We start from the raw sequence: 23,297 nt of genomic DNA on the forward strand, positions 1-23,297 counted from the left end.
CTTTTTTTAAAGTGGAATATTGCCATGTTTTTTTGGTGGTCTTGTTTCTTTTTTATTCTTTAACATCTCTAACGATTGTTTTAATTTTTTTCTCGTTTCTCTTGGATCAATAACATCATCCACCATTCCCATAGCTGCGGCAACATAAGGATTGGCAAATTTCTCCCGATATTCAGCAATTTTCTGTGCTCTTGTGGCAACAGGATCTTCACTTTCTTCAATTTCTTTGCTAAAGATAATATTGGCTGCCCCTTCAGGCCCCATCACTGCAATTTCAGCATTTGGCCATGCGAAAACGAGATCGGCACCAATCGACTTACTATTCAAAGCAACATAGGCACCTCCGTAGGCTTTTCGAACAATGACAGAGATTTTAGGAACCGTAGCTTCTGAATAGGCATATAGAATCTTTGCACCGTGACGAATAATTCCACCATGCTCCTGGTTAACACCTGGGAAAAATCCTGTTACGTCAACAAATGTAATAAGTGGAATATTAAAAGCGTCACAAGTACGAACAAATCGAGCTAATTTATCTGAAGAATCAATATCCAATCCACCAGCCATTACTTTCGGCTGATTCGCAACAATTCCAACACTTTGTCCGCCTATTCTTGCAAAACCAACGACCACATTTTTTGCAAAATTCGCATGGACCTCCATAAATTCTCCATCATCAACAACTAATTCGATCACATTGCGAATATCATAAACTTTTGTTTGTGAAATGGGTACAACATTGATCAGTTCTTCACACCATCCGTCGTCATCTTCCTCTTTAACAGGTATACGTGGAGGGTCTTCAAGGTTATTTTGAGGAAGGTAACTTAAAAGTTGGCGAACAAGTTCTAAAGCCTCCGGCTCGGATGGTGCAATAAAGTGAGCATTTCCACTAATCGTCGAATGAACTTTGGCTCCCCCTAAATCCTCAGCACTAATTTTTTCACCGGTCACAGTTTCGATTACTTTTGGCCCAGTAATGAACATTTTGCTTGTATTTTCAACCATAAAAACAAAATCAGTAATTGCCGGTGAATAAACAGCTCCTCCTGCACTTGGCCCCATAATCACAGAAATCTGAGGTACCACTCCAGAATAGATGGAATTCCGATAAAAGATTTGGCCATAAGCATCTAATGAAACGACTCCTTCTTGGATTCTTGCTCCGCCAGAATCATTAAGTCCAATTATTGGGCAGCCATTTTTTGCTGCTAAATCCATAATATTTGTGATTTTTTTAGAATGCATCTCTCCCAAAGCCCCGCCAAAGACTGTGAAATCCTGAGCAAAAACATATACACCACGCCCATTGATCTTCCCATAACCTGTGACAACCCCTTCACCTGGTGCCTCCATTTTATCCATGCCAAAATGAGTACCCCGATGCTCTATAAAAGGATTTAGTTCTACAAATGTTCCTTCATCTAATAGAAGTTCGATTCTCTCTCTTGCCGTTAATTTCCCTTTTTCGTGTTGCGCGTCAATTCGCTTTTGACCCCCGCCTAATTCAACCTTGCTTCTTCTTCTTTCTAACTCTTCAATCTTGCTTAACATACTTTTTCCCCCTTAACTCTTTTCACAAAGTTCAATTAAGACCTTGTATGATGATTTTGGATGAATAAAGCCAACTTTTGTTCCATGTGCTCCATTTTTTGGATGATCTTGCAAAAGTGAAATTTGTCTTTGTCGTAATCGAGAAAATTGTTCAGTGATATTCTCAACTTCAAAAGCAAGATGGTGAATCCCTTCACCTCTTTTTTCGATATGTTTATAGATTGGACTTTCCTGATGTAATGCTTCAAGAAGTTCGATCCTTATTCCACCAATTTCAAAAAATGCAATTTTCACTCCTTCGTCTTTTACCTCTTCCATCCCAAGGTAGGTAAGCCCAAGAATATCTTTATAAAAGGGAATGACATTATCTAAATTCTTGACTGCTATTCCGATATGATCAATTTTATTAACTGAGGCCGGTCTAGATTGTTTGTTAATTTTTTCTTCAATATTTGTGCGAATAAAATCAGCAATCTCCTTTATTGATGTACCTGGTGTAAATATTTCTGCAATTCCATGCTCTTTCAAGAAAGATATATCTTCATCTGGAATGACTCCGCCCCCGATCACTAAGATATCGTCGGCTTGATTTTCTTTAAGAAGTTTCATAACTTCTGGGAATAATTCATTATGAGCACCAGATAGAATTGAAAGTCCAATACAATCCACATCTTCTTGAATTGCAGTGGCTACAATTTGCGCTGGAGTTTGTCTTAGACCAGTATAGATCACTTCCATTCCTTCATCACGCAATCCTTGAGCAATCACGAGCGCTCCCCGATCATGCCCATCTAAACCCGGTTTTGCGATTAAAACTCTTATCGTTTTATTCATTGTACTCCCCCTTTTCCTTAACTTGGTCGATATTCCCCAAAAACTTCTCGTAATACGTTGGTTATTTCACCAAGTGTAGCATACGCTTTAACAGCATTTAAGATATAAGGCATAAGATTTTCGTCGGTTTTTGCTGCTTGACTTAACTCCAATAACCTTTGATTTACACTTGCGTTGTCCCTTGTTTCCCGCAATTCTTTTAATTTTTGTGCTTGTCTTTCACCCACTTTTGGATCAACCCGATAAATTTCAGGTTTTACGTCATCTTCAACCTTAAAAGCGTTTAATCCAACAATCGTTTGCTTACCCGCTTCAATATCTCGCTGGTAATCATATGCAGCCTTATGAATTTCACGCTGAATATACCCTTGTTCGATCGCTGCTACAGCTCCACCTAGTTCATCGATCTTTTCTAAGTAAGTCCAAACCTCTTTTTCAATCGAATCGGTTAAAGCTTCAATATAATATGATCCTCCTAAAGGATCCACGGTATCAGTAACACCTGTTTCATAAGCAATAATCTGTTGCGTACGAAGGGCAATGCGGGCAGATAATTCTGTTGGTAAAGCTAATGCCTCATCTCTAGAATTCGTATGCAGGCTTTGAGTTCCGCCTAAAACAGCAGCAAGTGCTTGAAGAGCTACACGGACAATATTGTTATCTGGTTGTTGTGCTGTTAATGTAGAACCCGCTGTTTGGGTATGGAAGCGAAGTTGTATCGATTTTGGATTTTGAGCATGAAAACGTTCTTTCATAATCTTAGCCCAAATTCTTCTAGCTGCACGGAATTTGGCAATTTCTTCGAAAAATTGATTATGAGCATTAAAGAAAAAGGCTAATCGAGGTGCAAAATCGTCAACTTGTAAACCTGCTTGAATCGCACTTTCCACATATGCAATCGCGTTAGCAAGAGTAAAAGCAACTTCTTGAACGGCGGTTGATCCAGCTTCACGAATGTGATAGCCGCTAATGCTGATGGTGTTCCATTTTGGTAATTCAGTCGCACAATATTGAAATATATCCGTAATGAGTCTCATTGAAGGTTTAGGTGGAAAGATATATGTACCTCTTGCAATATATTCCTTTAAGATATCGTTTTGAATCGTTCCAGAGAGCACCTTTGGTGAAACCCCTTGCTTTTCAGCGACAGCAATATACATCGCTAAAAGAATGGCTGCAGGAGCATTGATGGTCATTGATGTGCTTACTTTATCTAAAGGAATATCTTGAAAAAGAATTTCCATATCTTTTAAGGAATCAATCGCTACTCCTACTTTTCCAACTTCACCTGTTGCATGTGGATCATCTGAGTCATAACCAATTTGTGTAGGCAAATCAAAAGCAACACTTAATCCTGTTTGACCTTGTTGTAATAAATATTTATAACGTTGATTCGACTCTTCTGCTGTAGAAAACCCTGCGTATTGCCTCATTGTCCATAATCGGCCACGATACATTGTTGGTTGGATTCCCCGAGTATAGGGATATTCTCCAGGAAAGCCTAGTTTTTCAATATAGCTCTCTGTTAGTTGCTCAGGAAGATAGAGCCTTTCTATAGGAATTTTAGAACTTGTTTCAAACTTTTCTTTTCTTTCTGGAACTTTGTTTATTAATTTTTCTGTTTTTTGTCTCCATTCTTGATATCGATCCTCAAATCTATGTTCCTCCATATTCAATCCCCCCTAATTAGAATTATATATATTTTCAAAAAAATTTTAATATTATTTATATTCTATTCGCGATGAAAATTTTCCTTTTTTGTCGAGAATAAAAATTACAAAAAGAAATATAAATAAAAAATTAAATATAAACAAAAACAGGTTCCCCTAATGTAATTCCATCAAGAGTAATATGACATTTCCGTCCCAGAATTTTCACTCCTGATTTCTTTGCCGTATCTAACGCATCAGCGAAAATAGGATCGATAGATCGTGCGGGTTGGATTTGGATGATATCTTCCCGCTGTGCTACAAATAAAATGGCCGCTTCATAATCAGGCATAGATGAGGCAATGTGACTGAGCTCATTTACATGTCTTGCCCCTCTTTTGGTTACTGCATCAGGAAAAAGACCTATGCCATTCTCTACTAACGTCACACTTTTTACTTCTACGATTAGCTTTTTCCCATTTTCTTTTTCTAATAAAAAGTCCCATCGCGAATCCCCCATCTTAAATTCTGGCCGCACCAAAGTCCATTCGTTCAATTCTTCAATAGCTTTCTTTGCTAGAGCTTTTCCAATCAGTTGATTGGGCAAGAAAGAATCAAGAGAAACAAATCCATCTCTATCATTGGTTTGGCAAAGAACAGCAGTCCAATTGGTTTTACGCTTTGGTTTACTTTCCGGGCGAATCCAAATGACTAGGCCTGGAACAAGAAGTTCCTTCATTCGTCCAGGATCAGCTAAATGAGCTTCTACGACCTCGCCATTATTTTCTAATTTACAACGGACAAGAAATCGATTGGGCCGTTCAATAAATCTAGCTTTTTGAAGCGGAACTGAAAAAGGAATAGAAATAGCATTAAATGTTTTCATGATAACTCCCCTTTGACTTCATTTAAGTTTTTTTATGTTCAAAAAAGAAACGATCCCCTAAACGTCGGAGATCGCTTCAATTTTCCTGTTTAAACTAAGCATGAATGGCTTTTCCGTCTACATCCAAAGCCGCTTCTAATACTGCTTCAGATAAGGTTGGATGTGGATGAATGGTATGAGAAATTTCCCATGGTGTCGCTTTTAAGACTTTTGCTAATCCAGCTTCCGTGATCATATCAGTTACATGAGGCCCAATCATATGAACCCCAAGTACCTCATTGGTCTTTTTATCAGCAACTATTTTAACAAAACCGTCTACTTCACCATGGACAAGAGCTTTACCGATTCCTCTAAATTGAAACTTACCTACTTTTACGTCATAGCCTTTTTCTTTTGCTTCATCTTCAGTCATCCCTACGCTAGCTACTTCGGGATTTGTAAACGTGCATTTAGAAACTGCCAAGTAGTCCATTGGATGAGGATCTTTTCCTGCTATGTGTTCTACAGCAATAATCCCCTCGTGAGAAGCAACATGAGCCAATTGTAAACCACCTATGACATCACCAATTGCATAGACATTAGGTTCAGCAGTTTGGTAGAATTCATTGACTTTAATAACGCCTCTTTCAACTTCTACTTTGGTGTTTTCAAGACCAATATCGTCGATATTTGCGAGACGACCAACCGATACGAGGACTTTATCAGCTGAAAGTTGGATGATTTGATCCCCTTTTTTTGCTTCAAGTTCTACGTGCCCATCGATGACTTTTACAGACTCTGGGATAACTGCTGTACTTGTATAAATTTTAACTTTACGCTTTTTCATTACACGAGTCATATCTTTACTAATGTCAGCATCTTCTAATGGAAGAATACGTGGTAGGAATTCAACAACCGTAACATCTACCCCGAAATCATTAAGTAAAGATGCCCATTCCATCCCAATTACGCCGCCACCAATGATAATCATTGAATTGGGAAGTTCTTGCAACTCCAATGCTTCATCACTGGTCAACACGTAAGTTCCATCAATTTTTAAACCTGGCAATGTTCTTGGACGGGAACCTGTTGCAATAATGACATTCTTAGCATAGATTATCTCTTTTTCCCCATTTGCTTTTTCTACAGAGATTGTCCCATTTGCAAGTGCTGTGCTCAGAGAACCAATAATGCGACCATATCCTTCAAAAACAGTAATTTTATTTTTCTTGAACAAGTGTTCAATTCCTTTTGTTAGCTGATCAACAACTTTACGTTTTCTTTCTTGAACTTGTGCAAAATTGAACGTAACATTTTCGGCAATAATTCCGAATTCTTCTCCTTCTTTTGCATTACGATAAATTTCAGCACTACGAAGAAGACTCTTACTTGGAATACATCCATGATGTAAACAAGTACCGCCTAAACGCTCTTTTTCTACAACGGCCACTTTTAATCCAAGTTGGGCAGCGCGAATGGCTGCAACATATCCCCCAGGGCCGCCACCAATAAAAGCGACATCAAATTGTTGTAATTCGGACATTTCTTACCATCTTCCCTTCTATATCGTAGTTATTCTTATGTAAAAAACATTACTATTTTTACAAATATCATTGTATTAAAGCTTATCCAACTACTCAAGTAAAAATAATTAAAAATGAAGAATAAGAATCAAAAAAAGAGACTTGGTTAAACAAACCTAGTCTAAAATTCTTTAATGAACCAATTGTGCCCCTCTTTTTAATGCCTCTTTATTTAGCGGAATTAAATGATACCTTCTTTCAGGTAAAACTTTCTTTAAAGATTCTAAAACCGATTCAGGTCTGACTGCTTTTGAGATTTCAAGAAATGCACCTAAGATAATCGAATTGGCTACTTTTGGTTCTCCCATTTCGTTCGCTAATTCGGATGCTTTCACTTCAATAATCGTTATATCTGTTCGCTTTGATTGAATATCAATGAGTGAAGAATTCACAATTAAGATACCGCCTGGTATAACTAACGGTTCAAATTTTTCAAAAGATGGTTTATTTAGTACAATCGCAGTTGTTGGGTGGGTGATCACAGGTGATCCTACTGGTTCATCACTAATAATTACAGATACATTCGCTGTTCCGCCACGTTGTTCTGGACCATAAGAGGGAAGCCAAGAAACATTTTTATCTTCTATCATTGCAGCATAAGCAAGTAATTGTCCCATTGACATCACTCCTTGACCACCAAACCCGGCAATGATAATTTCATGCAACATTAATTTTCACCTTCTTTCTCTTTAAAAACACCTAAAGGATAAACAGGTATCATCTTCTCTTTAATCCAATTTAGTGATTCAACAGGATCTAATCCCCAGTTGGTGGGACAAGTGGATAGAACCTCAACCATCGAAAACCCTAATCCTTTTTTCTGTATTTCAAAAGCTTTGCGAATGGCTTTTTTGGTTTTTATGATATTGGGAACATCGTGTGTGGAAACACGCTCAATATAAGCGGTTCCATCTAATGTTGCTAATAATTCAGAAACGCGAATGGGATAACCTTGTAATGATTGATTCCGGCCTAACGGAGAAGTCGCCGTCTTTTGACCGATGATTGATGTTGGTGCCATTTGGCCACCTGTCATCCCATAAATCGCATTATTGACAAAGATAACGGTAATATTTTCACCCCGTGCGGCGGCATGAACAATCTCCCCTATACCAATCGAAGCAAGATCTCCATCGCCTTGATAAGTAAAAACAAAACGATCTTTCGGTAATACTCGTTTCAATCCGGTTGCAACTGCAGGAGCTCTTCCGTGAGCTGCTTGTGTCATATCACAGTTAAAATATTCATACGCTAAAACAGAGCACCCAACTGAAGCCACACCCACTGTATCTTCCAGAATATCCATCTCTTCCAATACTTCTCCTATAAGACGATGAATAATTCCATGTGTACAACCTGGGCAATAATGGGTCGGTGTATCGGTTAAACCAGTCGTTTTTTTAAACACGAGTTCCATTATTGTTCACCTCCGACAATCTCCATAATCTTCGCATAAATTTCATCCTGACTTGGGACCATTCCACCTGTTCTACCATAGAAATGAACAGGGCATTTTCCATTTACGGCTAGGCGAACATCCTCTACCATTTGTCCAGCACTCATTTCTACAGTTAAATAGGCTTTTACCCTTTCTCTTGTTTCGTCAAATGGTTTTTGTGGATAAGGCCATAAAGAGATTGGACGGATTAACCCCACCTTAACTCCTTGTTTTCGCGCTTTATGAATGGCATTTTTCACTATTCGAGCAACCGTTCCATAAGCAACCACAATATAATCTGCTCCATCAGTCAAATACATTTCGTATCTGACTTCTTTTTCCTTGATTTCTTGATATTTTTTCTGTAGATGATGATTATGTGCTTCAAGTTCAGCTGGGTCAAGACGTAAAGAGTTTACAATCTTTGGTCCTCCATCTCCTCTGGTTCCTGTTGTGGCCCAATCTTTTTTCGGAAGCTCTACAGGTTGTTTTTCTGTAAACTCTACTGGTTCCATCATTTGTCCTAACATTCCATCAGCCAATAATATAACCGGTGTCCGATAACGATCAGCAACATCAAACGCATCTTGCATTAAATCAACTATCTCTTGTAAACTTGCTGGAGCAAAGACGGGGATATGATAATCGCCATGTCCTCCACCTTTAGTTGCTTGGAAGTAATCAGATTGAGCAGGTTGAATACTGCCAAGCCCTGGACCGCCGCGCATCACATTGACGATGACAGCAGGTAATTCTGACCCAACAAGATATGAAATCCCTTCTTGTTTTAAACTAATTCCAGGACTAGATGAAGAAGTCATAACGCGAACTCCTGCACTTGCAGCGCCATAAACCATATTAATCGCAGCAATTTCACTTTCAGCTTGTAAAAATAATCCACCTATTTCAGGTAATCGTTTCGCCATATAGGCAACCAATTCACTTTGCGGTGTAATTGGGTAACCAAAAAAATATTTACAGCCTGCATGAATTGCTGCTTCTGCAATCACTTCATTTCCTTTCATTAATACTTTTGCCATTTTGTCCTCTCCCTTCAATTAAGAAGCTGCTTTATTTTTCGTTGGTCGATAAACGGTAATCACTGCATCAGGACAAATTCGACCGCAAGCAGCACAACTTATACACTTGTCTTGATCAACAACCGTTGCTGGACGATAACCTTTTTTATTTAACTGATCCGCTAAAAAAATGATTTCAGTCGGACAAACAGAAACACAAAGGCCACAGCCTTTACAGATCTCCTCATTAAAAACAACACGAACTTCCATTCTTTTTGTTCCTCCAATCTATCAATCGATTTCCCACGGTAACCTCATAAAACGATGAATCGGAATAACTGGGAGATCATTTCTAAAGGTTTGTTTTTTTATTTCTTCCATTAAGTGATCAGATACCGTGCTAAATAAGAAGGGGATATTTAATTTTTTGCTTACTTCTTTTGTAATTTCATATCCAGCTTGAACATGTTCGATGGTACTTTCCAGACCTAAATTCGTATTATTGACTAATCCCGTCACTCTTAGGCGAGAAGCATTTTCGATATTTTGAATTGTTTCACAAATCCTTTCGACCGTGCTTACATAAGGTCGATTTATATTGACAACGAAAATCATTTGGTGATCCTGATCCTTAATATCATTGAAATATTGACCTAAAGCAGTTGCTCCATCTTTATCCCCACCTACATCAATAATGAGATGATAGTTGGGATCGTGTAAAACCCGATAAATCTCACCTGAAACAATCGGTAAATCTGCAGTGGCTAACTGCCCCTTTGGAGAAATTAATTCGATCCCTTTTTCCTCAAGTAAAAAGCTTACTTCTCTTGAACGAAAGTAAGGGTTGATCACATCTAAATCCGTTAATGCCACTTTTTCATACTCTTCTTTTATTTTTAAAGCAAAATTAATCGAGATCTCAGTCTTACCACTGCCAAAGTGACCAGTAAAAATAGTAATCCTTGGTCTATTTCGCATAAACGTTCTCCTGTTTATAACGTTTTACTTCTTCTATACCTCTTAAGACTCTTAGTGCTCCCTCTGCTAGAGCTTGAAGTTCATTTTCCCCTGGAATGACGCGAATGGGTGCGATCCAATCAATATATTCGATAATTTCTTGGACAAATTCCTTTCCATATGCCAAACCACCTGTTAAGATAATCGCATCCACTTTCCCTTTTAATACGGTACTATAAGCTCCTATCTCTTTGGCGATTTGATAAGCCATTGCCGAATAAATGAGCTTTGCTTGTTTATTGCCTTCTTTGATTCGCCTTTCTACTTCCACGGCGCTATTTGTATTGAGATAAGCACTTAATCCTCCATTCCCTACAACTTTTTTGCGCATTTCTCTTTCTGAATATTTACCTGAATAACAAAGAGAGATCAAATCGCCAACAGGTAATGTTCCCGTTCGTTCAGGGGAAAATGGTCCTTCACCATCTAATCCATTGTTCACGTCGATGACCCTACCATGATGATGCGCACCAATGGTAATTCCTCCACCCATATGGCAGACAATAAAGTTGGCTTTTTGGTATTCAAGGTTCATCTGTTTTGCTACTTTTCTCGCGACTGCTTTTTGATTCAATGCATGAAAGATACTTCTACGTTCAATCTCAGGTAATCCGCTAAAACGTGCTAATGGTTGCAACTCATCTACAACGACCGGATCAACAATGTAAGCAGGAATATTGAATTGTTTTGCAATTTCATAAGCAATGATCGCACCTAGATTCGAGGCGTGTTCTCCGTATTTAGCTTCTGTTAAATCCCGGATCATCACTTCATCAACTAAGTATGTTCCACCGATAATGGGTCGAAGAAGACCACCACGACCAACCACTGCACTTAATTTCGTTAGATTGATACCATGTTGATTTACTGCTTCCAGAATTAAATTCTTACGAAACTGGTATTGATCGATCACTTTTTTAAAAGATCGAAGTTCGTCATGTTCGTGCCTTAAGTTTTCTGTAAAAATTACTTTTTCATTATCATAGATTGCTAATTTCGTTGAGGTTGACCCTGGGTTAATGACTAATAATCGAAAGAGTTGTTCCACTTCTTCACACTCCATTCAAAGGGTAAGGGAAACGTCCGAAGACGCTTCTCCCTATACTACATTTTCTCTTATCGGCTTAGAATGCTTTTTTCCTTTCTTAAGAAATTACTTCGAACTTTTCGCATTTGTTCAATTCTTTCTTCTGCCATTCTATTGGCTGCTAGATAGGAAGGAATTTTATCACGATCAGCAATTTCAAAAACTTTTAAGATGTTATCATAGATCATTTCTACTTTTTTCATTGCTCTTTCGCGATTATAACCATTTGGATTTAATTCATCGGCAACATTGATTACCCCTCCTGCATTGATGACAAAATCAGGGGCATAGATAATTCCTTTTTCCTCAAGTAGGTCACCATGACGCTCTTCTTTTAATTGATTGTTTGCAGCCCCGGCGATTAATTTCGCTTTGAGAACAGGTATCGTATCATCATTGATTACCGCACCTAAAGCATTTGGTGAGAAAATATCACATTTCACACTATAAATTTCGTTTACGCCTACAGCTTTTACTCCAAATTCTTTGACCACTTTTTGCACATTTTCTTCACGAATATCGGTAGCGATAATATTGGCTCCTTCTTCGTGTAAATACTTAATAAGGTTATAGGAAACATTCCCTACTCCTTGTACTGCGATCGTTTTGCCTGCTAGATTATCATCTCCAAATGCCACTTTTGCTGCCGCTTTCATCCCACGATAAACACCATAAGCGGTTACAGGAGAAGGATTACCACTGCTTCCAAAAGCAGGAGAGATACCAGTGACATAATCTGTTTCTAGATGGATATAATCCATATCTTGAACAGTTGTTCCCACGTCTTCAGCTGTAATATATCGGCCATTAAGTCCTTGGATATAGCGACCAAAGGCCCGGAATAATGCTTCGCTCTTATCTTTTCTTGGATCGCCAATAATAACGGTTTTCCCACCGCCAAGGTTTAATCCTGCCGCAGCATTCTTATAAGTCATTCCACGAGCAAGACGTAATGCATCAATAATCGCATCTTCTTCAGTTGCGTAAGTCCACATTCTCGTTCCACCCAAAGCAGGTCCTAACGTCGTATCGTGGATGGCAATGATCGCTTTTAATCCAGACTCCTTATCTTGAGCAAAAATAAGTTCCTCGTAATCATATTTTTGTAGATAGTCAAAAAGTTTCATATTTACTCCTCCCTATCCGATCCAGCTATCTTATTTTTATTTTGTACCGATAATACAGCTAAACCAATGGATAAAAGCTTTGCTTCATGTGAATCAGCTCTTGATGTTAATACAACTGGAGCCTTAGCTCCTACAACGATTGCACCGACTTTTGCCTTTGCGAAATAAACAAGAGATTTATATAAGACATTTCCCACTTCAAGATTGGGAACAAATAAAATATCTGCATCTCCTGCCACTTGACTCATAATTCCTTTATGTCTAGCTGCTTCGAATGAAATCGCATTATCTAAGGCTAATGGTCCATCGATGACTGCACCTTTGATTTGCCCTCGATCTGCCATTTTAGCAAGGATTGCAGCATCTGTTGTTGTTTCCATATTTAGATTAATCGTTTCAATCGCTGCAATAAGTGCAACTTTTGGTAGCGAAATGCCAATTGAATGGGCAAATTGAATAGCATTTTCCACAATTTGAATTTTTTGTTCTAATTTCGGTGCAATATTCATCGCTGCATCAGTTACGATAAGTAATTTCGGATATTGTTCTAATTCAAAGACGGCAATGTGGCTCATCATTCGAGAAGTACGAAGTCCAATTTCTTTGTCTAAAACGGCTTTTAAGATGGTTGCTGTAGGTACGATCCCTTTCATAATAATTTCAGCTTTATCTTGACTCACCAAAGTGACTGCTTTTAATGAAGCCTGTAAAGGGTCTTCTTCATGTGTCACTTTTACTTGATTCTCATCAATCATCAATTCACTCAGTAATGCTTTTATTTTCTCTTGATTACCAACGAGATGAAATCTAGCAATTCCTAAATCCATTGCTTCTTTTACTGCTTGCAATATTTCTGTATCTTCTGCAACAGCAACCGCGATTTCTGGCACTTTTTCCCGATTAATCTTTCTTAACATTTCTTGAAAAGATTTCACTGCATCACCTTCTCCAAATACTTATTCTCCTTTGCGCATATTATACTAATAGCAATAATCATGCCAACTTACTTTTGTAAGCGTATTAACTTTTTATAAATATAAAGAAAGAAAAAAAAAACTGCAATTTATTGCAGAGCTATGCAAGTAATTGCAAGCTAAAATTTGCAGATTATCAATCTAATCCATACTTTTCCATTTTATAATAGAGATTGCGAACGGATATACCTAACCATTTAGCTGCCTTTGTTTTGTTTCCTTTCGCTTTTTTTAATACCTGTTCAATATAACTTTTCTCCGTTCTCTCAACCAATTCATTTAAAGAAACCATCGATTCACCAGGTAATAAATCAAACCCTTGTTCCTGTTTTAGTAATAATCGATTCCCTTTACCTAATGGAGGTAGATGATGAGCTTCGATAATCGTTTCATTATAGCGCATGTTAATCATAGACCGCCCTAATACATTTTCAAGTTCCCGAACATTTCCAGGCCATGAATATTCCAAAAAAATTTGCAGAACATCCAACGAAACACGATCTATATTTCTTCCATAATCCATATTTAATTTCTTTAATAAATGATTCACCAAAAAAGGAATATCAGACTTTCTTTCCCGTAAAGATGGGATTATAATTGGAAGTACATTTAAACGATAGTATAAATCCTCACGAAATTTTCCTCTCTTTATTGCTTTTTCTAAGTCTACATTGGTTGCAGCGATGATTCTAACATCAACAGGAATCGGCTTTGTTCCACCAACCCGAACAATCTCTTTCTCTTGAAGAACACGTAATAATTTGGCCTGTGTGCTTAGATCTAGTTCGCCAATTTCATCTAAAAAAATTGTCCCTCCACTAGCTACTTCAAAATAACCTTTTTTCCCTCCTTTTTTGGCCCCAGTAAAAGCGCCCTCTTCATATCCAAAAAGTTCACTTTCAAGAAGATTGTCACTAATTGCGGCACAATTTACACGTACAAACTGGTGGAATTTACGATCACTTGCATTATGAATCGCATGAGCAAATAACTCTTTTCCCGTCCCCGATTCCCCTCTTATAAGTACTGTTGCATGAGTTGACGCTGCCTTTTTCGCCGTTTCAATTGCAACCATCATTTCGCTACTTTTTCCAATAATGTCATCAAACGTATATTTTGCCTCAAGGTTGCGGATGATTCTTCTCGCATTTTCTAGCTCCTCGGTTAATTTTTTAATCTCTGACATATCATGGATAATCCCGACACTTCCTTTTAATTCCCCATCCACAATCACAGGCGCAACATTGACAACAACATCTCTCCGCTTTGTACCTACTTTTAGGTGAACACCACGAACCGCTTTTCGTGTACGTAAAACCTGCATATGCATACTTTCTCCCTCATAGATATCCACATCAGCCGGCTTACCAATAACGTCTTCTGGTGTTAAACCTGTTAATTTTGTATATGCGGGATTAATCATTAATCCTTTCCCATGTTCATCAACTACAGAAATGGCATCATTTGAAGAATTAATAATTGCCTCTAACATGCTACGAATCGATTTTAAATCCGAAATCTGTTCAGTAAGTTCAAGGATTTCACTTATATCTCGAAATACAGCAACAGCTCCTACTACGTTGCCATTTTCATCAAAAATAGGGACTCGATTCGTAATTATTCGAATCTTCTCATTTAATTGTTGTTCTTGATTTAATTCCTCTTTTCCCGTTTTTAAAATGATATGTAAACGAGTATTGGGAATCGACTTTTCAACTGGTTTGCCAATCACCTGATTTGCCTCAATTTTAAACAATTTTTCTGCTGCTCTATTGAATACAGTAATCATTCCTTCTTTATTGACGGCGATAATGCCATCGTGGGTGGAGTTTAAAATCGCTTTAAGTTCATTCATCTTTTTACACCCTCTATCCAATTCCTTTCTGGCCTAACCGATCAATCGCTTTTAACCATTTATGTTGATCGATGAATTGGCTAATCGAATGTCGTTCACTATATAAATTGATACCAAATAATAAAAATATTAAAAATAACTTTCCATATAATGGCATGAGGAGGCTATACCATATTCCTAATTGAAAACCTAATAGATTCGCTCCACTATCTCCCAGCATTATTTTAGCACGGATATCATAAAAGAACACGACAAATAGAATGCCAATTTGGATGAGAGGAAGTTCATTTTGAAAAAAAAGCGGATTTAGTATTTCCAATAATAGAAAGAGAAAAAGATAGAGTTTTATGGCTCTACCTGGCCGCAAATCAAAAAGGTTCATTGTATTTTGCATCAGTACGATTAATAAAGCATTACTTGTTATCTCGATAGGGTTTACTGCCAATTGAAGAGAAAGAAGAAAAGCAACGATCCCTCCACCTATTGCCTTAACAAATCCTGATGTAATTACACCTTTACAAAAAGCAGAAAAATGCCCTTTAAAACCTTTAATCTTTTTATCTCCATAAAAATCATCATAGGTACCAATCATCGTAATGAAAAATAAAGCCCAAAAATAAAAGATTTCCTTCTTGATAAGAAGTACCATCATCAACCACTCGGAAAAAAGAATAAATAAGCCAAAACTAATGGGTATCTGTTCATTTTTGTAATTGGCTTGCACTTTATTGAATCTTTTTAAGAGAAAAGTATAGATGGGAAATAAAAACATTGCAATCATTGTAGATAATAATGTGATCATTCACTCATTCTCCATTTTTTTATTAAAGTTTTAAAAACATCGATGAATTCCCTTCCTCGATGGATAAATCCCTGTAAGTCCCTTCCTGTTTCACGATGAGAAAAGGGAATTTTAATTTCTTGAATGTGAAACCCTCGTTTTAAAACGTCAATCGTTAATCCTACTTCGATACCAAACCCTTTATCTAAACCGTGAATATTGGTCAATACTTCCCGTTTCATTGCTCTTTGTCCAGAAAGTGGAGCCTTAGTTTTAAAGCCAGTAGCAAGGTAGATTCCTTGTTGAGCCAATTTCTTTACTATACCAAAGCCACCCTTTTTCTTCGACATTGGGAAAATCGCGATCGTCATATCTGCATTTTGTTGCAACACAGGATCAATTAATTTCGTCGCATAGCTTATCGATTCCCCTAAGTCTGCATCTAAGAATACAAGAATTTCTCCATTTGCTTGCTTGACCCCATACATCAATGCTTGACCTTTGCCTTGATTATGATTTAAAGAAAAAACACGAAGTTCCTTATAAAGTGGTTTTAAAAGGGATAAAATCTTTTTCGTATGATCTCTACTTCCATCATCGACAACGATGACTTCTTTTAAATAAGGTAATTTCATGGCAGAGTGAATCGTTTTTTCGATATAATCTTCTTCATTAAAAGCTGGAATGATAATGGAAACGAATTTACTTTCCATCTTTATACCCCTCTAACAAATTCTTTAAAAAGATTAAGAATTTATATTGATCATTTACAGAAGTATTACAAATGCTTTGATAATACATCTTACCTGTTGAATCCATTTTCTTTGTCATTGTTTTTTCCGAATTTACAAGAATGATAATAGGAATCGTAGAAGATATTCTAGAAAGATCATCTAGGTTTAAAACTTCTTTTTCGTTTGGAATATAAATAATCACATCATAAGGATTCTCATTTTGTTTCGTTTCTTGTACTGTTAAAGTTCGAAATACCGTCGTATCATTTTTAATTTGATCGTTTATACCACCTGCTATGTTTACAGCTTCTTTTAGGTTCTTAAATTCATCTTCTTTCTGATTTTCGATCCATAGCACTCTTTTTCCCTCAATCAGATTTATCACACTATTTTGAAATAGTTCTCTAATCTCTTCTTTTTCTTCTTCTAATTCCGTTTCCAATCTTTTTTGTCTTTGTAAATATTCCTTGTTCGTTTCCCTTAATTTTCTTACTTCTGTTTGGTAATAGGAAACGACTTTTTGTTGATTTTGTAATATCCATTGTTGACCTAAGGTTCCCCCAATTAAGATTCCCAAACTTAAAGATAAAAATATTGCGATGATTGTTGTTGTGTAATAACGGTTTGTCATCAATTTATTCACCTACATAAACAACATTTTAATATTAATCCACATCATTTGAAGCAAATAAACCATGTCTTGATTAATCATACTTATCGCCAATATTGGTGTTGTTGCTGCTAAGCCGATAAAAGAGAGAGACTTCCATCGAATTTTGGGATGATATAGCTGGTTAACACCTTTGGCGTCAACGAGTTTGGTTCCAATTTTCATTCTAACCAATATAGTACTTGCCATTCCCCTACGCCCCTTTTCAAGAAATTCCACCATATGGGAATGGGTTCCTAAAGCCACAATAATTTCTGCCTGTTTTTCATACGCTAATAACATCGCCACATCTTCACTGGTTCCTTGAGAAGGAATAATCTTTGCTTCCAAGCCCAGATTATAAATCCGATCTAATCCAGGAGCAAAACCATTCGGGTATGCGTGAACGAGAATTTCTGCTCCAGAAAAAAGCGCTTGATCGGATACGCTATCCATATCACCGATAATAATATCTGGGGTTAATCCATATTCAAGTAATGCATCCGCTCCACCATCAACGCCAATTAATACAGGTTTCATATCTTCAATATATGCTTGTATTGCAGAAAGGTCTTCGCGATAATGAGTACCTCTTACGACAACAACCACATGTTTGCCTTTGATCTCTGTCTTTAATGAAGGAATTTTTAGTGGTTTTAGAACAAAATCCTTCTCTTTAAACGCATATTCTAAGGTATTATCAATGAAACGACTCAATTCATTCTCAAGATTTTGTCTAGCTTTTCGAAACAAATCCTGCCATTTTTGCATCGTCCATGGCTCAAGTTCAATATTAAATCTTTTATTATATGACTCAAAAAAAGCCAAATGATTAACGATGTCGATCTCAACTTTTCCATCTGAAATGTTTGAAAAAAGATGAAATTTATTTTTTACATCAAAAACGGGAATTTTTGCCTCTAAAATTTTTTTTAATCCAAAAGTAGGATAACGACCTGAGAAGGAAGGAGAAAAATTAATGATGGCTTTTACTTTTTTTTCGATTAGCCCAACTGAAGCGATTTCATCAAGATCTAAGTGATTAATAACTGCAATCTCATTCGGACGAATTTTTCTTAATAAATGTTTTGTTTTTTTATCGATTACATAATTTCCTTTAATCGATTTTTTCATTTTAGGAAAAAACATAAAATCATTCCTTTTATTTTTCCTAATTGTTATTATTCACCAGTTTAAAAATCCCCATTCTTAAATATACATTTTTTACCAAAAATAAAAATGGTTTGTATACTCCAATACTTTTGGAATATACAAACCTTTTATGTGTCACTTTCTTCTTAAATATTCTTCTAATGTAAGTTGTTTTTTGAAAATTTCTTCTGCTGCTTTTTTACCCACATAACGAATATGCCATGGTTCGTATTGGTATCCCGTGATTTCCTCTTTTCCTTTTGGATAACGAATGATAAAGCCGAATTCATGAGCATGTTTTGCAACCCATTTTCCTTCAGGAGTTTTTGCAAAGCTTTCATTTAATTGGAAATAAATCCGACTACTTGTCAGATCCATCGCTAATCCAGTTTGATGTTCACTTTGTCCAGGGTAAGCGCTCGTTTGATTGGCTTTTTCTTCTCCTTTTTGATTCGCATTATATGTAAAAATCGCTTTTTGTTTTTCATAAGAACGATATCCTGATTGAGCGTATAAAGCAAGATTTTCCTTTTTTGCTGCTTGAAAAAGTTGTTCTAATGCATGAGCTGCTTCTTTTCTCATTAACTTTTTTGGTAGATTTCCATTAAATGAAAAAGGAACATTCGGTACGACTAAATCATTAGGAACATAATTTGCAGGTAAAGAATGATGTTTATTCACTAAAATTAAATATTGGTTGTCTTTATTTTGTTTTTGTTTTATTTCATTTTGATTTGGTTCTTGTACAATCTTGTTATTTGCTTGCCTTAAATCAGGCATAGATTTCGTACCAGTTGATAATAAAAATAACAGAAAAAAAAAGAAAAAAATAATGACTGTTTTTAGCCATTTTTGCATGGTCATCTTCCTCTTAACTTACACGATTTTGTAACCTTAGACGATCAGCCACCATTGCAATGAACTCACTGTTCGTTGGCTTTGCCTTACTGATATTTACCGTATACCCAAATAAATTTTTGATTGCTTCAACGTTTCCACGACTCCAAGCGACTTCAATGGCATGGCGAATGGCCCGTTCAACTCGACTAGGAGTTGTATTAAATTTTTCTGCAATCTTTGGATAAAGGATTTTTGTAATTGATCCAAGTATTTCGATATCGTTATATACCATCATAATGGCTTCACGTAAATATTGGTATCCTTTTATATGTGCTGGAACACCAATTTCATGAATTAAATTGGTAATACTAGCATCAAGACTTTTAGAAGATGGTACTTTCATTGCCTTTTGGTAATGGGTTGTAGGTGATGATTTTGGAAGTGGTTGATCAACGACTTGACGAATGCGGTTGATCATTACGTCCATATCAAAAGGCTTAAGTATATAATAAGAAGCTCCAAGTTCAACAGCTCTCTGGGTAATATTTTCCTGTCCAAAAGCTGTTAACATAATGATTTTGGGTTGTTTCAATAATTGCATTGTCCTTAATTTTTCAAGAACTCCTAAACCGTCTAAATGAGGCATAATGATGTCCAAAATAAGAACATCAGGAATTTCTTTTTCTAAGATCTCAAGTACCTCATTTCCATTATAAGCAACCCCTATTATCTCCATATCTGTTTGCTCCATCATGTATTCCCTGAGTAAATCAACGAACTCACGGTTATCGTCAGCCACTAATACTTTTATCTTAGACAATTTCATTTCCTCCTTTATAATTTAGCAATTGCTCCGATTTCACTTTTTTTTTGAATTATTCGCCAACCAAATTAAGTTTCCTGCATAATATTTAAAATTTTTTTAGTAATACGTTTGTATTCTCGTGTTTTTAACTTTATTCATTATTATTTAAGCATATAAAAACGTCTTAAGGCTAACTTGCCTTAAGACGGGGCTGGCCAATCTCTGCATCTTGAATCATCCACTCAATATAAGAGCCATAACCAGATGTTGGGTCATTGACAAATACATGTGTGACAGCTCCAACCAATTTACCATCTTGGATAATGGGACTTCCACTCATCCCTTGAATGATACCACCTGTTTTTTCAATTAGTTTTTGATCTGTTACTTTAATAACCATTCCTTTTGTTGCAGGATATTTTTGTTGAACAACTTTGGTAATTTCAATTTTGAATCTCTCGACTTTCTGGTCTTCAATCACTGTTAATATTTCTGCAGGTCCTTCTTTCACTTCTTCCGAAAGAGCAATTGGAATCGGCTCATTAATCAATCCATGAATGGGTTTTTGATTTAAAACTCCGAAGATCCCAAATGGGGTATTTTTGGTAATGTTCCCAATCACGTTGTTTTCATTAACAAAAGTTGCCTTTTTTTCACCTGGTTTTCCATTTTTTCCCTTTTCAATCGCTGTTACATCAGAATATAATATTTTACCTTCCTTTACAATAATTGGTTCTTGCGTGTCTATATCGGTAATAACATGACCTAAAGCACCATATTTGTTTGTTTTCGGATCATAAAAAGTTAAAGTACCAACTCCCGCAGCCGAATCACGAATATATAATCCTAAGCGATAAGCCTGTGATTTTGGATCAAAAACAGGATTGATTTTTAGTTTTATCCTTTCTTTTGCGCGTTGTATTTCTAATTCGATACTTTTTGTATTTTTTGTTAAATTATTTAAGTAATTAGATACATCATTGACACTAGATAAAGACTTGCCATTTATTTTCAAAAGGATATCCCCGATGCGTATTCCTGCTAATTCAGCAGGGGAAATGGTTTTGCCATCTTCCGTTTGAATTGAATATTCCCCTACGACCATAATTCCTGCAGATTTTAATTTTACACCGATGGTTTGTCCCCCAGGTATTACTTTGATATCCTTTAATACATGAACATCGACTTTTTTAAAAGGAATAACTCCTAATAACTTTAGTTCAACTGATGATTTTCCAATTTTATTTGGTTTAATTGTAATTGGATTGTTTAAGGAAGTGGTAAAGGAATTCTTATGCCCATTAATCTCAACAATATTAGGTTGGGTGGAGCTTACACTTACTGATAAAGGTAATGATAATTTGAATTGCTTTATGGCTGACTGAAATATTCGTATTTCTTTAGGGAAAGAAGTTAATGCTTCATAAGTGGGAGTAAAAGAAAAACATACAAGAATAAAGGTTAAAAACAATCCTAACCACTTTTTCATGTTTAGGGACATTACATCACACTCCTAGGGCCTATACACCTCCATTTTCTCTGTATATTTAAGTTGTCCTTCAAAGATCGTCTTTATGACGTTAAATCATTCCTTTTTTCTTCATTTTTCATGTTTATATTCTTTTGCTTTATCCAGCATTTCTTTGGCATGTTTTTTTGTTATCTCAGTGATTTCGACTCCACCTAACATTCTTGCGATTTCATTTATTCTTTCCATCTCATTCAACATAACAATTTCAGTAAAAGTAAGGTCTTTTACGACTTTCTTTTGTATTAAATAATGATGATCTCCCATTACAGCAACTTGAGGTAAATGGGTAATGACAAAAATTTGTTTATTTTTTGCAACGAATGATAACTTCTCAGCAATCGCTTGAGCCGCACGACCACTAACACCCGAATCAATTTCATCAAATACTAAAGTGGTAATCGCATCTTGATGAGATAAAATGGTTTGTATTGCTAACATAATCCGTGATAATTCTCCACCAGAAGCGATTTTATGTAATGGCTTTAAAGGCTCTCCGGGATTTGGGGAAATAAGAAATTGAATTTTATCTAAACCATTTTGAGATATAAAATAACGTTTATCGTTTACTTGTATGCCTTGATGATCTTCTTGATAAGTTAGTTCAATTTTAAATTTTACATTCTTCATTTGCAAATCTTTTAATTCATTTTCGATCTGATCTGATAAAGTTTTTGCCAAAGATTTTCGAATTTTTGAGAGTTCTAAAGCTTCAATGATAAGGTCTTGTTCAATTTCAGCGAGTTCTGATTGCAATTTTTGTAAATGATGGTCTTTATGTTCTAAAAGCTCAATTTCATCTTCAATGGAAGCAGCGTATTCGAGGATGGCTTTAACTGTATCTCCATATTTTCTCTTCAATGTATGAATCGTTGATAAGCGTTCTTCAATATAATCAATTTGCTTTGGATCAAAATCATATTCTTGAATGATCCGGTTCATTTCCATTGCAAAATCTTCAATTTGATAGTAAAAACTTTGTAATTGTTCATTAATCTTTGCGACTTTTGCATCATAATTGCTTATTGAATCAAGAACAGAGGTTACATAAGATAAAAGATCAATAACCCCGTTTTCTTGCGATAAGATTCGTAATGTATCCGTTAGCCCCTTTACAATCTTTTCGGCATGACGAATCTGATTTCGTTTTTTCGTTAATTCTTCATCTTCACCTAATGTCAAATTGGCGCGCGTAATTTCGTCAATTTGGTATTTTAACAAATCTAAGCGTTGAGTTAATTCCTTTTCATGATCAATTAAATGTTTTACCTCTTTTACCAAACTTTGATATTTTTGATATAAAGATTGAAATTCTTGTTTCGATGATTGAATCGCCTTATGACCATAAGCATCTAACATTTCTAATTGTTTTTCTTCAAAAAGTAAATGTTGTTGTTGATGTTGTCCATGAAACTGAATTAACCATTCGCCGATCTCTTTTAACATCGAAAGAGTAACAAGATGTCCATTTACTCGACAAATACTTTTTCCGTTTTTTAAAATCTCCCGTTTTAACAAGATTAGATGATCGCTCGGTACTTCTAGCCCAAGGGATTCAATAATCGCAAAAACAGGGTGGCTGGATGGAAGATCAAATAAAGCCTCGATTTCAGCTTTATCTGTTTCATACCGAATATATTCCGTTGATCCTCTTCCTCCAGTCACTAATTGCATTGCGTCAAAAATAATTGACTTACCAGCACCTGTTTCTCCAGTTAAAATATTTAACCCTTTGTCAAAACTTATTTTCAATTCATCAATAATCACAAAATTACGAATAACTAACTCAAGTAACATTCTCCTCAC

General features: G+C 36.1%; 22 protein-coding genes. All 22 read right to left on the reverse strand.

Going from position 1 to position 23,297, the window contains the following annotated elements; all coding sequences use genetic code 11:
* Positions 1-6 precede the first annotated feature (6 nt).
* The 22 genes from ACMW72_RS05550 to recN all read right to left on the reverse strand — a co-directional run bounded on the left by ACMW72_RS05550 (position 7) and on the right by recN (position 23,288).
* Entirely contained in the window at positions 7-1,554 is a 1,548-nt protein-coding gene (locus tag ACMW72_RS05550) for an acyl-CoA carboxylase subunit beta (RefSeq protein WP_418367851.1), read from the reverse strand.
* 12 nt (positions 1,555-1,566) lie between these two features.
* On the reverse strand, positions 1,567-2,388 hold the full coding sequence (gene mce / locus ACMW72_RS05555) for a methylmalonyl-CoA epimerase (protein ID WP_418367852.1): 822 nt from the start codon (positions 2,386-2,388) through the stop codon (positions 1,567-1,569).
* 17 nt (positions 2,389-2,405) lie between these two features.
* Entirely contained in the window at positions 2,406-4,058 is a 1,653-nt protein-coding gene (locus tag ACMW72_RS05560; RefSeq protein WP_418367853.1) for an acyl-CoA mutase large subunit family protein, read from the reverse strand.
* Positions 4,059-4,188: 130 nt separating this feature from the next.
* On the reverse strand, positions 4,189-4,923 hold the full coding sequence (gene sfsA / locus ACMW72_RS05565; protein ID WP_418367854.1) for a DNA/RNA nuclease SfsA: 735 nt from the start codon (positions 4,921-4,923) through the stop codon (positions 4,189-4,191).
* A 94-nt stretch (positions 4,924-5,017) separates the two neighbouring features.
* Positions 5,018-6,445, reverse strand: coding sequence for a dihydrolipoyl dehydrogenase (gene lpdA, locus ACMW72_RS05570; protein WP_418367855.1), 1,428 nt, complete (start codon positions 6,443-6,445; stop codon positions 5,018-5,020).
* A gap of 171 nt (positions 6,446-6,616) precedes the next feature.
* Positions 6,617-7,153 (reverse strand): 2-oxoacid:acceptor oxidoreductase family protein, encoded by a 537-nt coding sequence (locus tag ACMW72_RS05575; RefSeq protein WP_418367856.1) that lies wholly within the window; start codon positions 7,151-7,153, stop codon positions 6,617-6,619.
* Positions 7,153-7,902 carry a thiamine pyrophosphate-dependent enzyme gene (locus ACMW72_RS05580; RefSeq protein WP_418367857.1) on the reverse strand — a complete coding sequence of 250 codons (750 nt, stop codon included), beginning with the start codon at positions 7,900-7,902 and terminating at the stop codon, positions 7,153-7,155. Before ACMW72_RS05580 ends, ACMW72_RS05575 begins: the two co-directional genes overlap by 1 nt.
* Entirely contained in the window at positions 7,902-8,963 is a 1,062-nt protein-coding gene (locus ACMW72_RS05585; RefSeq protein WP_418367858.1) for a 3-methyl-2-oxobutanoate dehydrogenase subunit VorB, read from the reverse strand. Before ACMW72_RS05585 ends, ACMW72_RS05580 begins: the two co-directional genes overlap by 1 nt.
* A gap of 18 nt (positions 8,964-8,981) precedes the next feature.
* On the reverse strand, positions 8,982-9,212 hold the full coding sequence (locus ACMW72_RS05590) for a 4Fe-4S binding protein (RefSeq protein WP_418367859.1): 231 nt from the start codon (positions 9,210-9,212) through the stop codon (positions 8,982-8,984).
* A 21-nt stretch (positions 9,213-9,233) separates the two neighbouring features.
* Positions 9,234-9,920, reverse strand: a complete 687-nt coding sequence (locus ACMW72_RS05595) for a hypothetical protein (protein WP_418367860.1) — start codon at positions 9,918-9,920, stop codon at positions 9,234-9,236.
* Entirely contained in the window at positions 9,910-11,022 is a 1,113-nt protein-coding gene (gene buk, locus ACMW72_RS05600) for a butyrate kinase (protein ID WP_418367861.1), read from the reverse strand. The genes ACMW72_RS05595 and buk overlap by 11 nt, the downstream gene beginning before the upstream one ends.
* Before the next feature lie 53 nt (positions 11,023-11,075).
* Positions 11,076-12,173, reverse strand: coding sequence for a Glu/Leu/Phe/Val family dehydrogenase (locus tag ACMW72_RS05605; RefSeq protein ID WP_418367862.1), 1,098 nt, complete (start codon positions 12,171-12,173; stop codon positions 11,076-11,078).
* A 2-nt stretch (positions 12,174-12,175) separates the two neighbouring features.
* Entirely contained in the window at positions 12,176-13,108 is a 933-nt protein-coding gene (ptb, locus tag ACMW72_RS05610; RefSeq protein ID WP_418367863.1) for a phosphate butyryltransferase, read from the reverse strand.
* Positions 13,109-13,283: 175 nt separating this feature from the next.
* Positions 13,284-15,002: a sigma 54-interacting transcriptional regulator gene (locus ACMW72_RS05615; protein ID WP_418367864.1), complete on the reverse strand. Its 1,719-nt coding sequence runs from the start codon at positions 15,000-15,002 to the stop codon at positions 13,284-13,286.
* Between the two features lie 13 nt (positions 15,003-15,015).
* Positions 15,016-15,804 (reverse strand): hypothetical protein, encoded by a 789-nt coding sequence (locus ACMW72_RS05620; RefSeq protein ID WP_418367865.1) that lies wholly within the window; start codon positions 15,802-15,804, stop codon positions 15,016-15,018.
* Positions 15,801-16,496, reverse strand: coding sequence for a glycosyltransferase family 2 protein (locus ACMW72_RS05625; protein ID WP_418367866.1), 696 nt, complete (start codon positions 16,494-16,496; stop codon positions 15,801-15,803). Before ACMW72_RS05625 ends, ACMW72_RS05620 begins: the two co-directional genes overlap by 4 nt.
* Positions 16,486-17,148 carry a copper transporter gene (locus tag ACMW72_RS05630; protein ID WP_418367867.1) on the reverse strand — a complete coding sequence of 221 codons (663 nt, stop codon included), beginning with the start codon at positions 17,146-17,148 and terminating at the stop codon, positions 16,486-16,488. Before ACMW72_RS05630 ends, ACMW72_RS05625 begins: the two co-directional genes overlap by 11 nt.
* Positions 17,149-17,160: 12 nt before the next feature.
* Positions 17,161-18,315, reverse strand: coding sequence for a putative cytokinetic ring protein SteA (gene steA, locus ACMW72_RS05635; RefSeq protein ID WP_418367868.1), 1,155 nt, complete (start codon positions 18,313-18,315; stop codon positions 17,161-17,163).
* Between the two features lie 138 nt (positions 18,316-18,453).
* Positions 18,454-19,176, reverse strand: a complete 723-nt coding sequence (locus ACMW72_RS05640) for a M15 family metallopeptidase (RefSeq protein ID WP_418367869.1) — start codon at positions 19,174-19,176, stop codon at positions 18,454-18,456.
* Between the two features lie 13 nt (positions 19,177-19,189).
* Complete coding sequence (gene spo0A, locus ACMW72_RS05645) at positions 19,190-19,978, reverse strand: sporulation transcription factor Spo0A (protein WP_418367870.1); 789 nt, start codon at positions 19,976-19,978, stop codon at positions 19,190-19,192.
* Between the two features lie 175 nt (positions 19,979-20,153).
* Positions 20,154-21,464 carry a SpoIVB peptidase gene (gene spoIVB / locus ACMW72_RS05650; protein WP_418367871.1) on the reverse strand — a complete coding sequence of 437 codons (1,311 nt, stop codon included), beginning with the start codon at positions 21,462-21,464 and terminating at the stop codon, positions 20,154-20,156.
* A gap of 99 nt (positions 21,465-21,563) precedes the next feature.
* The gene (gene recN / locus ACMW72_RS05655) at positions 21,564-23,288 is read right to left on the reverse strand and encodes a DNA repair protein RecN (RefSeq protein ID WP_418367872.1); all 1,725 of its coding nucleotides are present in this window, start codon (positions 23,286-23,288) and stop codon (positions 21,564-21,566) included.
* Between the last annotated feature and the right edge of the window lie 9 nt (positions 23,289-23,297).

The organism is Tepidibacillus sp. LV47, from assembly GCF_048381575.1.
Classification (GTDB): domain Bacteria; phylum Bacillota; class Bacilli; order Tepidibacillales; family Tepidibacillaceae; genus Tepidibacillus.